Source organism: Pseudomonas yamanorum, assembly GCF_900105735.1.
Lineage (GTDB): Bacteria > Pseudomonadota > Gammaproteobacteria > Pseudomonadales > Pseudomonadaceae > Aquipseudomonas > Aquipseudomonas yamanorum.
Window position 1 is genome coordinate 115,284 of the sequence record NZ_LT629793.1, and the last position, 13,157, is coordinate 128,440.

At 62.0% G+C, this 13,157-nt stretch carries 11 protein-coding genes; 7 read left to right on the top strand and 4 right to left on the bottom strand.

The genetic code is table 11. The features are described from left to right. Positions 1 to 8: 8 nt before the first annotated feature. Both BLU46_RS00530 and BLU46_RS00535 read left to right on the top strand, forming a co-directional pair. Positions 9 to 1,157, top strand: coding sequence for a MalY/PatB family protein (locus tag BLU46_RS00530; RefSeq protein ID WP_093197157.1), 1,149 nt, complete (start codon positions 9 to 11; stop codon positions 1,155 to 1,157). Positions 1,158 to 1,251: 94 nt separating this feature from the next. After that, a complete protein-coding gene (locus BLU46_RS00535) occupies positions 1,252 to 4,599 on the top strand; it encodes a hypothetical protein (RefSeq protein WP_093197161.1) in 3,348 nt (1,115 codons plus the stop codon). A gap of 135 nt (positions 4,600 to 4,734) precedes the next feature. Here the strand turns inward: BLU46_RS00535 and BLU46_RS00540 are convergent, their stop codons facing one another. After that, positions 4,735 to 4,950 carry a TOBE domain-containing protein gene (locus BLU46_RS00540; RefSeq protein ID WP_003217010.1) on the bottom strand — a complete coding sequence of 72 codons (216 nt, stop codon included), beginning with the start codon at positions 4,948 to 4,950 and terminating at the stop codon, positions 4,735 to 4,737. A 413-nt stretch (positions 4,951 to 5,363) separates the two neighbouring features. Here BLU46_RS00540 and BLU46_RS00545 point away from each other — a divergent pair, with 413 nt between their 5' ends. The 3 genes from BLU46_RS00545 to BLU46_RS00555 are packed head-to-tail and all read left to right on the top strand — an operon-like array spanning position 5,364 to position 7,895. Further along, positions 5,364 to 6,335: an aliphatic sulfonate ABC transporter substrate-binding protein gene (locus tag BLU46_RS00545; protein ID WP_093197166.1), complete on the top strand. Its 972-nt coding sequence runs from the start codon at positions 5,364 to 5,366 to the stop codon at positions 6,333 to 6,335. 10 nt (positions 6,336 to 6,345) lie between these two features. After that, positions 6,346 to 7,179, top strand: a complete 834-nt coding sequence (locus tag BLU46_RS00550; RefSeq protein WP_063029987.1) for an ABC transporter permease — start codon at positions 6,346 to 6,348, stop codon at positions 7,177 to 7,179. A 2-nt stretch (positions 7,180 to 7,181) separates the two neighbouring features. After that, on the top strand, positions 7,182 to 7,895 hold the full coding sequence (locus tag BLU46_RS00555) for an ABC transporter ATP-binding protein (protein ID WP_093197171.1): 714 nt from the start codon (positions 7,182 to 7,184) through the stop codon (positions 7,893 to 7,895). A gap of 163 nt (positions 7,896 to 8,058) precedes the next feature. Here BLU46_RS00555 and BLU46_RS00560 read toward each other — a convergent pair whose 3' ends face one another. The 3 genes from BLU46_RS00560 to BLU46_RS00570 form a co-directional block, all read right to left on the bottom strand. Beyond that, positions 8,059 to 8,994, bottom strand: coding sequence for a FecR domain-containing protein (locus BLU46_RS00560; RefSeq protein WP_093197175.1), 936 nt, complete (start codon positions 8,992 to 8,994; stop codon positions 8,059 to 8,061). Beyond that, positions 8,991 to 9,509, bottom strand: a complete 519-nt coding sequence (locus BLU46_RS00565) for a sigma-70 family RNA polymerase sigma factor (protein WP_093197179.1) — start codon at positions 9,507 to 9,509, stop codon at positions 8,991 to 8,993. Before BLU46_RS00565 ends, BLU46_RS00560 begins: the two co-directional genes overlap by 4 nt. 92 nt (positions 9,510 to 9,601) lie before the next feature. Then, complete coding sequence (locus tag BLU46_RS00570) at positions 9,602 to 10,543, bottom strand: LysR family transcriptional regulator (protein ID WP_093197183.1); 942 nt, start codon at positions 10,541 to 10,543, stop codon at positions 9,602 to 9,604. Between the two features lie 116 nt (positions 10,544 to 10,659). On the opposite strand from BLU46_RS00570, the gene BLU46_RS00575 reads away from it, so the two are divergent. Together BLU46_RS00575 and rhmD are read left to right on the top strand one after the other, a co-directional pair. After that, positions 10,660 to 11,955, top strand: a complete 1,296-nt coding sequence (locus BLU46_RS00575) for an MFS transporter (RefSeq protein WP_063029977.1) — start codon at positions 10,660 to 10,662, stop codon at positions 11,953 to 11,955. A gap of 15 nt (positions 11,956 to 11,970) precedes the next feature. Beyond that, complete coding sequence (rhmD, locus tag BLU46_RS00580) at positions 11,971 to 13,155, top strand: L-rhamnonate dehydratase (RefSeq protein WP_063029975.1); 1,185 nt, start codon at positions 11,971 to 11,973, stop codon at positions 13,153 to 13,155. Positions 13,156 to 13,157: the final 2 nt, after the last annotated feature.

Consider the following 13,157-nt stretch of genomic DNA (forward strand, 5'->3'; position numbering starts at 1 on the left):
AGCCACCCATGAGCTTTGACTTCGACACGATCCACTCCCGCCTCGGCACCGGCAGCACCAAGTGGAGTCGTTACCCGCAAGACGTTCTGCCGATGTGGATTGCCGACATGGACATCGCCGCGCCACCGGCCGTGCTTCAAGCGTTGCACGAGCGCCTGGGTCAGCAGATCCTCGGCTACAGCGTGGCCTGCGATGGCGTGCGTGAAGCGATCGTCGCCGATTTATGGGCCAAGTACGCCTGGCGCGTACAACCGGATGAGCTGCTGTTTTTGCCGGGTGTCGAGCCTGGTTTCAACATGGCGTTGCACGCGTTTGTGCAGCCTGGGCAAGCGGTGGTGTTGCAAACCCCCAACTATCGTCCGATTCGCCTGGCACCTGGCCACTGGAACCTGCCGAAGATCGAAGTGCCGTTTGAGTTGAGCGCCGAAGGCGAGTACCTCACGCCGTTGCCAGCGATGCGTGAGGTACTCAAAGGCGCCGGTGCGTTGCTGTTGAGCAACCCGCACAACCCGATGGGCAAGGTCTTCCCCCGTGAAGAACTGCTGGCCGTGGCCACTGCCTGCCTGGACCAGGGCGCGCTGATCGTCTCCGATGAAATCCACGCCGAACTGTGTTTTGACGGCCGCCGCCATATCCCCACTGCCAGCCTCAGCCCGGAAATCGCCCAGCGCACCATCACCCTGATGTCGGCGAGCAAGGCGTACAACGTCGCCGGGTTGAAGACCTGCTTTGCGGTGATCCAGAACCCCGAGATTCGCGAACGCTTCAATCACGCCCGTTGCGGCATGGTCGACAGCGTCAGCCCCCTGGGCCTGGAAGCCACCCGTGCGGCCTACAGCGACTGCGGCGACTGGCTGCAAGCGCTGGTGGCCTACCTGCAAGCCAACCGTGATTACCTGCTGAACGCCGTGCAAACCCGCCTGCCTGGCGTGGTGATGCATGCGCCCCAAGGCACTTATCTGGCGTGGCTGGATTGCAGCGCCCTGGGCCTGGACGACCCGCAACGATTCTTCCTTGAGCAGGCCAAGGTCGGCTTGAGCGCGGGGATCGAATTCGGCGATGACAGCCAGCAGTTCGTGCGCCTGAACTTCGGCTGCCCGAGGGCCATGCTGGAAGAAGGCATTGCCCGCCTGGAACGCAGCCTGCGTCACCGTTAAGGCGCAATTCACAACTTTTCGCAACGACCGCCGAACCCCTGCTGTTACTGTTTTTGCCGATTCGTCCCACCGGTAACAGCAGGAGTTCCATGGCATGACGACCCAGCCGCTCAACCGCTCGACCGACCCCAAAGCCCTTCCTCTCACACCGCCCAAGTCCGGCGCGGCGTTCCACGTGCTGCTCAAGAACAGCGCCAACAACAAGAAGGTCGAGGCCGGCGACAAAACCGCGCAAGGGCTCGCAGCCAGCAAGGAACAAGGCTATGAACTGGCCGCCAAGGACGCCGCACCGCCGGCGAGCCTGGGTGACTACAAGGCCATCGGTCCGGCTGATGAAGTCGGCCCCGGCCTGATCCGTTATGAAACCCAGGATGGCAAGAAGGTCATTGTCAGCGAAAAAAACAGCCCCGACCTGTTCAAGCAAGTCAGCGCCGACTTCAAGGCCCTGTCCGGCGTCAACGCCAGCGAAGCCGCCGGCTACGAGCGTCTGGGCAGCGATGCCACGGCCCCGGAAAAACTCGGTGACTACAAATCCCTCGGGCCGCCCGACGAAACCGGCCCCGGTGTGATTCGCTATGAAACCCAGGACGGCAAGAAGTTTGTCATCAGCCAGCGAGACAACCCCGAGGCCTTCCAGAAAGCCAAGGAAGCCTATGAAAGCTTCACCGGCCTGGGCAGCAGCGAAGACGCCGGCTACAAACGCGCCAGCGACAACGAAGTGTGGCCGCCCTACGCCGGCACTACAGTGGGTCCCAAGGATGAAGTCGGCCCCGGCCTGATCCGCTTTGAAAGCAATGGCCAGAAAATGGTCGTGGCTCGCGACGACAACCCCAAGTTGTTCGACTACCTGGCAGGCCTGCACGAGGTCTACACCAACCCCGACAAAAAGGCCGCCGTAGAGTCCGCCCTCAACGACGGCTCGACCCTGGCAGATGCCAATACCAAGGTGCCGGAACTGAATGACTACAAGGGCTTCGGCTGGATCGAAGGCCAGCAAGGCAACGTGCTGACCTATGAAACCCACGACGGCACCAAGGTGGTGGTGTCGGCCGATGTCAGCCCGGAACTGTTCAAGAGCGTGGCCACCGCCCAGGACACCTGGAGCAAGATCCACAGCAGTGAAGACGCCGGCTACAAGCTGGCCGGGCCGAATGATTTCCTGAAAAACACCGACATCACCTTCGGCTCCCCCGACGAGCTGGGCGACGGCCTGATCCGCTATGAAACCAGCGAAGGCAAGGTCATCGTCTCCAAGGAGCTCAGCCCGCAGCTCTACGACGAAGTGGTGGCGAAATGGGAAGCCTGGAGCGCCGGCACCGTCGACGAAACCCGCGCCAAGTACAACCTGCCGAGCAACGATGAGCTGGACGTGCTCAACCTCGACACCGGCGTGCATGCCGACAAGGACGACGACAAATCGCCGACCCAAAGCGTCAGCGAACTGGCCACCACTGAACTGATCGACACCTACCGCGCCGGCGTCAAGGACGGCTCGATTCCCAAGGACGACCCGCGAGCCAAACTGGTCCGCGCCCTGGAAGCCCAGGCCGCCTACCAGAACGGCCATGGCATCACCGGCTACGAAGAATCCAAGCGCCCGTTCAACACCACCTGGCGCGAGTTCGATGACAAGCAGACCGAACTCACCTCCGCCGACATGCACGACATCATCGACGGCAAGGCGGTGCAGGAGCAGATTGGCGAACTGTTCAAAGACCCGACCGTGCAGGCCGACTACAAGACCAAAATGGACGACGCCATCAGTCACCTGCCCAACAAGGACGAGATCAAGCAGAAGCTCCTCGACCTGACCAGCAACCCGGACTACGTGCTGTACCTCAAGGACCTGCAAAAACAGGGCAAGAGCCACGAAGCCCAGCAAGACCTGAGCAACACCCTGACCTCGCTGTCGCTGTTCGACCCGGAAGCCGCTACCAAGGCTGCGCAGAACATCCAGGCCGACGGTCTCACCACCGACCTTAACGAGATACTGTCCGACCCGAGCAAGATCTCCGACGAGAACAAGGAACTGGCCACCAAGGACCTGTTCGGCCTGCTCAAGGGTGTGCTCAAGGGCAACCTGCTGGACCTGCCGCGTCGCAGCCAGGAAGTGCTGGAGAAATTCCTCAACGAGGGCCTGGAGGGCAAGGAGAAATCCTCGGCCGTGACCAAGGCCCTGGAAGAACTCGGCGACGTCTATAAGAACAGCGGCACCATCAGCGAAGCCGACGTGAAAACCGCCCTGAGCAAACCCTATATCCCGGTGGCGGATCGCGGCATGCTCGGCGAGGTGTTCAACACCCTCAACAGCAAAGGCATCCTCGGTTCGATGGGCGCCGGCGTCAGCCTGTTCTCGGGGATTTACCAACTGGTGGGCAAAGGCGGCAAGCTCGGCGAAACCCCGGCCCAACGCATGACCATCGCCAAGGACTTCCTGAGTTTTGCCGGCGGCGCGAGCCACTTCGTCAAGCTCGGTGACAAGATCGGCGAAGCCCTGGGCAAGGGCGGCTTGGTGGACTTCCTCGGCCTGGACAAGACCCTGCCGGAAATCTGGGGCAAGGAAGGTGCGGCCGGCAAAGTCATCGACTTCAGCAAGCCCACCGAGATCGACTCAAAGGTCAGCAAGGAAATCGCCGCCGCCCTGGACGCGGTTCCCGACAGCCAGTACGACGGCGTCGCCAAGCTGTTTGGCGAAGGTGACAAAGCCGTGACCGAAGCCACCGAAGGCCTCGCCACTCACCTGGATGATGGCCTCAAGGCCGCCGGTGCGGCCAAGCTTGGCGCCTCCCAATCGGCGAAGATCGCCGGGTCCGTGATCAAGGTGCTGGGCCCGGCAACAGACATTGCCGGTGGTTTTGCCGACATTGTGCTCGGCGCCCTGGCGATCAAAAGCGGCGTGGACAGCAAAGATCCTTTGGCTCAGGCCGCAGGTGGCTTGCAAGTGGCGGGCGGTGCGTTCGGCGCGTCGGCCGGGGTATTGGGTGCGGCGGCGTTGTTCGGCGCGGGCACGGCGGCGGCGCTGACCGGGCCGCTGTTCCTGGTGGGCGTGGTGTTGGCGGTGGTGGGCGGGATCATCGGCTACTTCGTCGACCACAACAAAAAACAGAAGGCCACCGAGAAGGAAAACGACTGGTACCGCGACCTGGCCGGCGACGGCTTGTTGCAGGACAACTGGGCGGACAAGGTCGAATACGCCCACTACGAAATTCACCACTACCACGGCCGCGACACGCCGACCGATGACAGCCTGTTCCGCTTCCAGCAATCGGAGTGGGAGCATTTCGACTCGACACCCCAAAGTGGCGGCTCGTCGAGCAACCGGCTGGATGGGGATTTGCACAAGGACTACAAGGACCCAAGCGAAACGCCCAAGGCACTGCCGGATGCTTCGGATGAGAAGCCGGGGTCACGGCCATCAGGAGGCGGGCCTCGGCTCAACTAAATCTACACAAATCAGTGTGGGAGCTGGCTTGCCTGCGATAGCGGTGTATCAGCCGACAAATAGGTCGACTGACACTCAGTCATCGCAGGCAAGCCAGCTCCCACATTTGGATTGGGTTCACAACTGGACTCGGGTTTACAGCTTGGCGATCGACACTTCAGTCGACTTCACAAAGGCAATCACTTCACTGCCCACCTTCAATTCCAGGTCACGCACCGAGCGGGTGGTAATCACCGACGTCACGATCCCCGACGCGGTTTGCACGTCGATCTCGGACACCACTTCGCCGATCAGAATTTCCTTGATCACGCCTTTGAACTGGTTGCGCACGTTGATCGCTTTAATGGTCATGTCGGCTTTCCTTTGGTCTGTTGGGTCAATCCGCACGAATGCGCAGGCACTCAAAGTGCCCTATTCGTGAAACCAACAAAAGGAATATATAACTCTTTATTTATTCCATAAAAACATATGCAAGCTGTTGCGTAGCCAACAGTGATTCAACAAAGTGCCCACCTCCCCACTCCCAACCGCTCCCCCACGTAGCAGCTGTCGAGCCTAAGCGAGGCTGCGTCAGCGGTCTGTCTGATACACCGCGAACGCAGCCTCGCTTAGGCTCGACAGCTGCTACGTGGGGTATTGCCCGGCAGCACGAAAGACGCTGGCACAGAGACTGCATATTCCTATAACGCATGATGGAACATGCCATATGAATTTTCTGAATATAAGAAAAGCCTTCTCTTTCCCGCCTTGCCCGGAGCTGTTCCATGAAACCCTTCGTCAACACCCTGTTGGGCGCCTGCGCCCTGGCCCTCAGCCTGCAACACCTGGCCCATGCAGCGGAAACCGACCCTGCGCAAGTCAACCTGGATTACGCCTATTACTCCCCGGTGAGCCTGGTGCTCAAACACTTCGGCTGGCTTGAAGAAGCGCTGCCGCAAACCAAGGTCGGCTGGGTGTTGAGTCAAGGCAGCAATCGCTCGCTGGAATACCTCAACAGCGGCGGCGTCGACTTCGCTTCGTCCGCCAGCCTGTCAGCAGTATTGAGCCGGGCCAATGGCAGCCCGATCAAGTCGGTGTACGTCTACAGCCGCGCCGAGTGGACCGCACTGGTAGTACGCAAGGATTCCACCTTCAAGAGCGTCACCGACCTCAAGGGCAAGAAAATCGCCGCCACCAAAGGCACTGACCCGTACCTGTTCACCCTGCGTAGCCTGCAGAAAGCTGGCCTGAGCAAGGACGACGTGGAGCTGGTGCACCTGCAACACCCGGACGGCCGTACCGCCCTGGAAAAAGGTGATGTCGACGCCTGGGCCGGCCTCGACCCGCACATGGCCGCCAGCGAAATCCAGGCGGGCTCGCGCCTGCTGTACCGCAACAAGGACTTCAACAGCTACGGCGTGGTCAGCGTGACCGACAAGTACGCCAAGGAGCACCCACAGACCATCGCCAAGGTGCTCGGCGCCTATGAAAAAGCTCGCAACTGGGCGGTCAAGCACCCTGACGAATTCGCCAAGCTGCTGGCCGACGAGTCCGGCCTGCCCCTCGACGTGGCCAAGCTGCAACTGTCGCGCACCGACTTGAGCAGCCCGTTGCTGACCGCACAGGACGTAGTGTCATCCAAGGCCGCCGCGCCGATCCTGGTGTCGGAAGAACTGGTGCGCCGTGGGGTGAATGTGGATCAGGTGATCGACCAGTTGATCGACCCAAGCTTCGGCCAGGCCTTGCCTCGTCCATAAGGGGAGCGTCATGAGCAGCAAAAGCGAAACCCTGCCCGTCGCGCTTGCGCCCACCGTTACCGCTCAGCGCAGCGCCTGGCCACGGCGACTCAAGGGCCTGGCGTTGCCGGTGCTGATCCTGGTGATCCTCGAGGTGGTGGTGCGCATCGGCTGGCTGCCGTCCTACCAGATGCCGGCCCCCAGCGAGATCGCCGTGACCCTCACCGACCTCGCCGAAGGCGCGCTGTGGAAACACATCAGCGCCAGCCTGTTACGAGTGCTGCTGGGGTTCGCCATTGGTGCCAGCCTGGCGCTGGTGTTTGCCGCCTGGGTCGGCTTGAGCCGCGAGGCCGAGGCGTATCTGGAGCCGACCTTCGCCGGCCTGCGCTCGATCCCGAGCCTGGCCTGGGTGCCGCTGTTGCTGCTATGGCTGGGCATTGATGAGACCTCGAAGATCGTGTTGATTGCCATCGGCGCGTTCTTCCCGGTGTACCTCAATGGCGTTGCAGCGATACGCGACATCGACCGCAAGCTGGTGGAAGTCGGGCAGATGTATGGCTTCAGCCGTACGCGCCTGGTGCGTCGCATCCTGTTGCCCGCCGCCCTGCCCGGTTTGTTCACCGGCTTGCGCAGCGGCCTGAGCCTGGCGTGGATGTTCCTGGTGGCGGCCGAGTTGATCGCCGCCACCAAGGGCCTGGGTTACCTGCTCAGCGATGGCCGGGAAACCTCACGGCCCGACATTGTGCTGGCGGCGATCATCGTGTTGGCGCTGCTGGGCAAGATCAGCGACGGCCTGTTGGCCGCCCTGGAAAAACGCTGCCTGGCCTGGCGCGATACCTTCAACGGCCAAGGCCCGGAGCATTGAGCATGAGTGAAGCGCTACTGGATATTCGCGTCGAGCGTAAGAGCTTCGGCGCCACCACGGTACTGACCAACGTCCACTTGGCCCTGCAACCCCGGGAAGCGGTGAGCTTGCTGGGGCCCAGCGGCTGTGGCAAAAGCACGTTGCTGCGGATCGTCGCCGGGCTGGAAAAGGACTATCAGGGGGAACTGCTGCAAGGCGGTGGTGAGGTTGCATTTGTCTTCCAGGAGCCGCGTCTGATGCCGTGGCTGACGGTGGAGCAAAACATCGGCTTCAGCGATGACGATGGCTATGACAAGGCCTGGGTCGCGCAGTTGATTGATGAGGTGGGGCTGACGGGGTTTGGCGGGGCGTTGCCCAAGGCGTTGTCGGGCGGGATGGCGCAACGGGTGGCGATCGCTCGCGGGCTGTATTCGAGACCGCAGGTATTGCTGCTGGACGAGCCGTTCAGCGCGGTGGATGCGTTTACCCGCATGAAGCTGCAGGACCTGTTGCTGCAGTTGGCTGAGCACCATGGGATCGCCTTGCTGCTGGTGACTCACGATGTGGACGAAGCGCTGTACCTGAGTGACCGGGTGTTGGTGATGGATAACCGGCCCAGCAGCATTCGCCAGGAGCTGGCGGTGGAGCTGGTGCATCCGCGGGATCGGCGGGATCCGCTGTTGGCGCGGCTCAAGGCACTGGCGCTGACTGAGCTGCAGCGGGCGCATGTGATCTGAAAGGCACGTGTTGAGGCCGCCCAAAATCAAAAGCTAAAGCGGGCACGGTTCAAATGTGGGAGCGGGCTTGCTCGCGAAGGTCGTTAACGATGACGCGGGCATCCTGATTCAACGCGGCGCTCTCAGGTTCTTCGCGAGCAAGCCCGCTCCCACAAGGATCGCATCAAGCAGCCGATTTACGCGGCGTCAACGTCACCCAATACCGCGTACGAAACTGCACCTCCAGCGCCATCGTCGACGCCAGCAACGCAAGAATGCGATCCGTATCCGCCAACTGAAAGCTCCCAGTCACCCGCAACGTCTCCAGGCTCGAGTCCCAACGCATCACCCCTGGCCGATACCGCTCCAACTCCCGCAAAAAATCACCCAACAGCTGGTTCTGCGCAGTCAGCACACCGTCGCGCCAACCCAATTGCAACGCATTAAACCCCACCGCAGCGCCCATCCCCGACGCCTGCAACCGAGCCTGCTGCCCACCTTGCAATGTCGCCATCTGCCCACGCAGGTCCTGCACCTGCACTACGCCCTTGAGCACCGAGACCAAACACCCGGATGACAGCTGCCGCACACACACTTCAGCCTGGCTGACGATCACCTGGCCATAACGCGTCTGCACCGTCAGCGCACCACCCCCCGGCACCGTCAACGCCATCTCCCCTTCCACCAGCGTCACACGGCGCCGGGCCGCATCCACATCCACCGCACTCGCGGTATTGAGTTGCAGGCTGCTGCCATCCGCCAGCGTCACCCGCTTACGTTCGCCGGTGGCGGTGTGCAAGTCGGCGCGCCATGCATCGATCGGCAATTGCCGGCTAAGCAACCACGCAGCCGGCACCAACGCCGCCACGCCCAACGCACGCTTGAGCACCGCACGCCGCCCCGGTTGCGGGCGATCGAGGCTGGCCATGGCCAATGCTGGAGGCAAGTCGGTAAAACGCTGGCGCAGTAACTGGGCTTTTTGCCAGATCTGTTCGTGTTGAGGATGGCTGTCACGCCACTGCTGCAGGCCGGCATGATCACGCTCGGTGGCGGTACCGGATTCCAGCAACGCCAGCCAGTGCGCCGCCGCACGAGCCAGATCCGGCGCAGTACGGCTCACAGTTCCACCAGCAGGCAATGCTCATAGGCCTGGGCCATGTAGCGCTTGACCGTACGCTCGGACACCTTGAGCCGCTCGGCGATCTCGCGGTAGCCCAGCCCTTCCAGCTGGCTCCAGAGAAACGCGCGACGCACCACCGGTGGCAAACCGTCGAGCAGCTCATCCAGGGCTTGCAGGGTTTCCAACAGCAGCCAGCGCTGCTCCGGCGACGGCACGCAAGCCTCCGGCAACTGCATCAACGCATCGAGATACGCCTGCTCCAAGCTGCGCCGCTGGTGAAAATTCACCAGCAAGCGCTTGCCCACGGTCACCAGATAGGCCCGGGGTTCCTGCAATTGCGCAATCGGCTGGGCGCTGGCCAGCACCCGCAGGAACGTGTCCTGGCTCAGGTCTGCGGCATCCCAGGCGTTGCCCAGGCGGCGTCGCAACCAGCTTTCCAGCCAACTGCGATGGTCACGGTACAAGCTGTGAAGCGTCGGTTCAGCGAGGTGCGTCGGCAATACAGCTTCATTCATGGCAAGTAACCTGCGCGGCGCGAGTCAGTCTCAAATGAGATTCATTCTATTTAATATCCCGCCGGCATACCACGTTCTTTTGCACAGGATGTTTAAAGCATCGCCGCCTTTTGCCTGAGCATTTCGATAAACATCCCTAGCTCGCGACTCACCGGGTCACCCCGGCGCAGCAGCATGCCGAACGGCGCGAGCTGCACCTCCAGCGCCACCGGCAGTGCGACCACCAGGCCCATTTTCAGGTAATCCCGCAGGGCGCTTTCCGAGAGCACCATAATTGCGTCGGTCAGTTGAATCAGTTGCTGCATGGAATACACCGAGCTGCATTCGATGATGTCTGCCGGCTGCGGTAACGCAAGGCGTTGCAGCGCTTCGTCGAAGCCGATGCGCGCCGGGCTGGTTTCCGGTTGCAGGATCCACGGCCAGTCGCTGACCAGCTCCGTCAACGCCAGGTCATCACGCTGGGCCAGGGGATGGCCGGCGTGCACCACCACCAACAAACGCTCGTTGCCCAAGGGTTCGAAGGTGTAATGCTCGCTGTCGGTGGCGGCATTGCGCCGCGCGATGGCCAAGTCGATGCGGCCTTGTTCCAGCAACTGGATCACCTGGTCGCTGGTGTCGCCCATGATGCGAATGCGCAGTTGGGGATTGAGTGTCTTGATCTGGGCGATGGAGTCCATCACCAGGTCCGGGGCCGCGCCCATGATGGTGCCAATCGACAAGTAGCCATAGCCGCCCTGTTGACGTGCCATCAGGTCTTCGGCGCAACGGTCGAGACCACTCAGCGCCGACTCGGCAAAGCGGATCAGTTCCTTGCCCAGCGCAGTCGGGCGCATGCCCCGGGGCAGGCGCTCGAACAGGTCACAGGCAAACATGTCCTCGATCTCGCGCAACATGCGCGTCGCCGCCGGCTGCGACATGTTCAGGCTTTGGGACGCACGGTGCAGGTTCTGGCTGGAACTCAAGGCCACCAGCATGTGCAGATGCTTGTAGCGCAGGCGGTTGAACAGGCTGCGGGAGATCAACGGACTACTCATTTTTATCCTTGTTATCGATACCCTGAGGTTATCAGTTGTAAGCGAGATTCGATTTGTAGCGCATGGATTGAGCGCCGTACAGTCCTTCCCATAAGAACAAAACACCGGACTGAACAATGAAGACCCTGCCCGCACCTCTGCTCGCCAAAATTTCCTGGCGGCTGCTGCCCTTCCTGCTGTTGATGTACATCATGGCCTTCCTCGACCGCGCCAACGTCGGATTCGCCAAACAAGCCTTCCAGGCCGACACCGGCCTCAGTGACGCCGCCTTCGCCTTTGGCGCCGGGGTGTTTTTTGTCGGCTATGCGCTGCTGGAAGTGCCGAGCAACCTGATCATGCATCGCGTCGGTGCCCGCCTGTGGATGTGCCGGATCATGGTCAGTTGGGGCCTGGTGTCCGCCGCCATGATGTTTGCCCACAACGAAACCAGCTTCTACGTGTTGCGCTTTCTGCTGGGCGTGGCCGAGGCCGGGTTTTTCCCCGGGGTGATTCTCTACCTCACCTACTGGTTCCCCTCCGCCGTGCGCGGCAAGGCCATGGGCTTCTTCTACTTTGGCGCGCCCTTGGCCTTCATCTTCGGCAGCCCGCTGTCCGGCCTGTTGCTGGAGCTGGACGGGTTCTCCGGGCTGCATGGCTGGCAATGGCTGTTTGCGGTGGAAGGCCTGATGGCCACCGCGGTTGGCATTTGGGCCTACTGGTACCTGGACAACCGCCCCGCCGATGCCAAATGGCTGAGCGTTGCAGAGCGCCGCCAGATCCAGGATTTGCTGGACCACGAAGATCAACACAAAACCTCCCACGGCCGCAGCCTGCTCACAGTGCTGTGTCAGCCCAGCGTGCTGTACCTGTGCCTGGTATACCTGCTGATCCAGGCCAGCGTCTACGGCGTGGTGTTCTACTTGCCAACCCAAGTCGGCGGGCTGCTGGGGACCAAGGTCGGCTTGATGGTGGGCCTGGTCTCGGCGATTCCCTGGGTCTGCGCACTGTTCGCCGCGTGGTGGATTCCCGGCTACTCCGACCGCACCGGCGAGCGCCGCAAAACCGCATCCCTGACCCTGTTGATGGCCGCCGCCGGGATCGCCTGCTCAGTGACCTTCGCCAACCCGCTGCTGGGCATGCTCGCCCTGTGTTTTGCCGCCTCGGGTTTTATCGCTGTACAACCGGTGTTCTGGACCTTCCCGTCCAGCTACCTGGCCGGCAGCGCAGCGGCGGCCAGCATCGCCCTGATCAACTCCTTCGGCGCCCTCGGCGGGTTTATTGCCCCGGTGCTGAAGAACTGGGCAGAAACCGCCTTTCACTCCCCTGCGGCCGGCCTTTACCTGCTGTCCGCCACCACCGTACTCGCAGCGTTGCTGGTACTCGGTATCCATTCCCCAGGCCAAAAAGCGACGAACACGCCGGCCACTGTTTAATCAAGGAGTCACACCATGGGCAACCTCACTATCAAGCACGTCCGCGCCTTTGTGCTGCGCGGCGGCGGCGCGGACTACCACGACCAGGCAGACGGCCACTGGATCGACGATCACATCAGTACCCCCATGAGCAAATACCCCGAGTACCGCCAGAGCCGCCGCAGTTTCGGGATCAACGTACTCGGCACACTCGTGGTGGAAATCGAAGCCAGCGACGGCACCGTCGGGTTCGCCGTGACCACCGGTGGCGAGCCCGCCGCGTATATCGTCGAGAAGCACCTGGCGCGCTTCCTGGAAGGCGCCCGCGTCACCGATATCGAGAAAATCTGGGACCAGATGTACCAGTCCACCCTGTACTACGGCCGCAAGGGCCTGGTGATCAACACGATCTCCGGTGTCGACCTGGCGCTGTGGGACCTGCTCGGCAAGATCCGCCAGGAGCCGGTGCACCAGTTGCTCGGCGGCGCGGTGCGTGACGAATTGCAGTTCTACGCCACCGGCGCCCGCCCCGACCTCGCACAGAAGATGGGCTTTATCGGCGGCAAGATGCCCTTGCACTACAGCCCGTCGGAAGGCGAAGAAGGCTTGCGCAAAAACCTCGAGGAACTGGCGACCATGCGCGAACGGGTCGGCCCGGACTTCTGGCTGATGCTCGATTGCTGGATGAGCCTGGACCTGAACTACGCCACCAAACTGGCGATCGGCGCCCATGAATACGGCCTGAAATGGATCGAAGAAGCGCTGTCGCCCGACGACTACTGGGGCTATGCCGCGCTGCGCAACAACGTGCCCAAAGGTATGTTGGTCACCACCGGCGAACACGAAGCCACCCGCTGGGGCTTTCGCATGCTGCTGGAGATGGGGTGCTGCGACATTATCCAGCCGGATGTGGGCTGGTGCGGCGGCCTCACCGAGCTGGTGAAAATCTCGGCACTGGCCGATGCCCATAACGCGCTGGTGGTGCCTCACGGCTCGTCGGTCTACAGCTACCACTTTGTTGCGACCCGCCATAACAGCCCGTTCGCCGAATTCCTGATGATGGCGCCCAAGGCCGATGAGGTGGTGCCGATGTTCCACCCGCAACTGCTCGGTGAACCCGTGCCGGTGAATGGCCGCATGCGCCTGTCGGTGCTCGACAAACCCGGGTTTGGCGTGGACCTCAACCCCGATTGCCAACTGCATCGTCCGTATAACCGCTGAGG

Coding starts and splice junctions, on each gene's coding strand:
- rhmD (WP_063029975.1), top strand. CDS start 11,971: ATGGGCAACCTCACTATCAAGCACGTCCGCGCCTTTGTGCTGCGCGGC.
- BLU46_RS00555 (WP_093197171.1), top strand. CDS start 7,182: ATGAGTGAAGCGCTACTGGATATTCGCGTCGAGCGTAAGAGCTTCGGC.
- BLU46_RS00570 (WP_093197183.1), bottom strand. CDS start 10,543: ATGAGTAGTCCGTTGATCTCCCGCAGCCTGTTCAACCGCCTGCGCTAC.
- BLU46_RS00545 (WP_093197166.1), top strand. CDS start 5,364: ATGAAACCCTTCGTCAACACCCTGTTGGGCGCCTGCGCCCTGGCCCTC.
- BLU46_RS00535 (WP_093197161.1), top strand. CDS start 1,252: ATGACGACCCAGCCGCTCAACCGCTCGACCGACCCCAAAGCCCTTCCT.
- BLU46_RS00575 (WP_063029977.1), top strand. CDS start 10,660: ATGAAGACCCTGCCCGCACCTCTGCTCGCCAAAATTTCCTGGCGGCTG.
- BLU46_RS00550 (WP_063029987.1), top strand. CDS start 6,346: ATGAGCAGCAAAAGCGAAACCCTGCCCGTCGCGCTTGCGCCCACCGTT.
- BLU46_RS00565 (WP_093197179.1), bottom strand. CDS start 9,509: ATGAATGAAGCTGTATTGCCGACGCACCTCGCTGAACCGACGCTTCAC.
- BLU46_RS00530 (WP_093197157.1), top strand. CDS start 9: ATGAGCTTTGACTTCGACACGATCCACTCCCGCCTCGGCACCGGCAGC.
- BLU46_RS00540 (WP_003217010.1), bottom strand. CDS start 4,950: ATGACCATTAAAGCGATCAACGTGCGCAACCAGTTCAAAGGCGTGATC.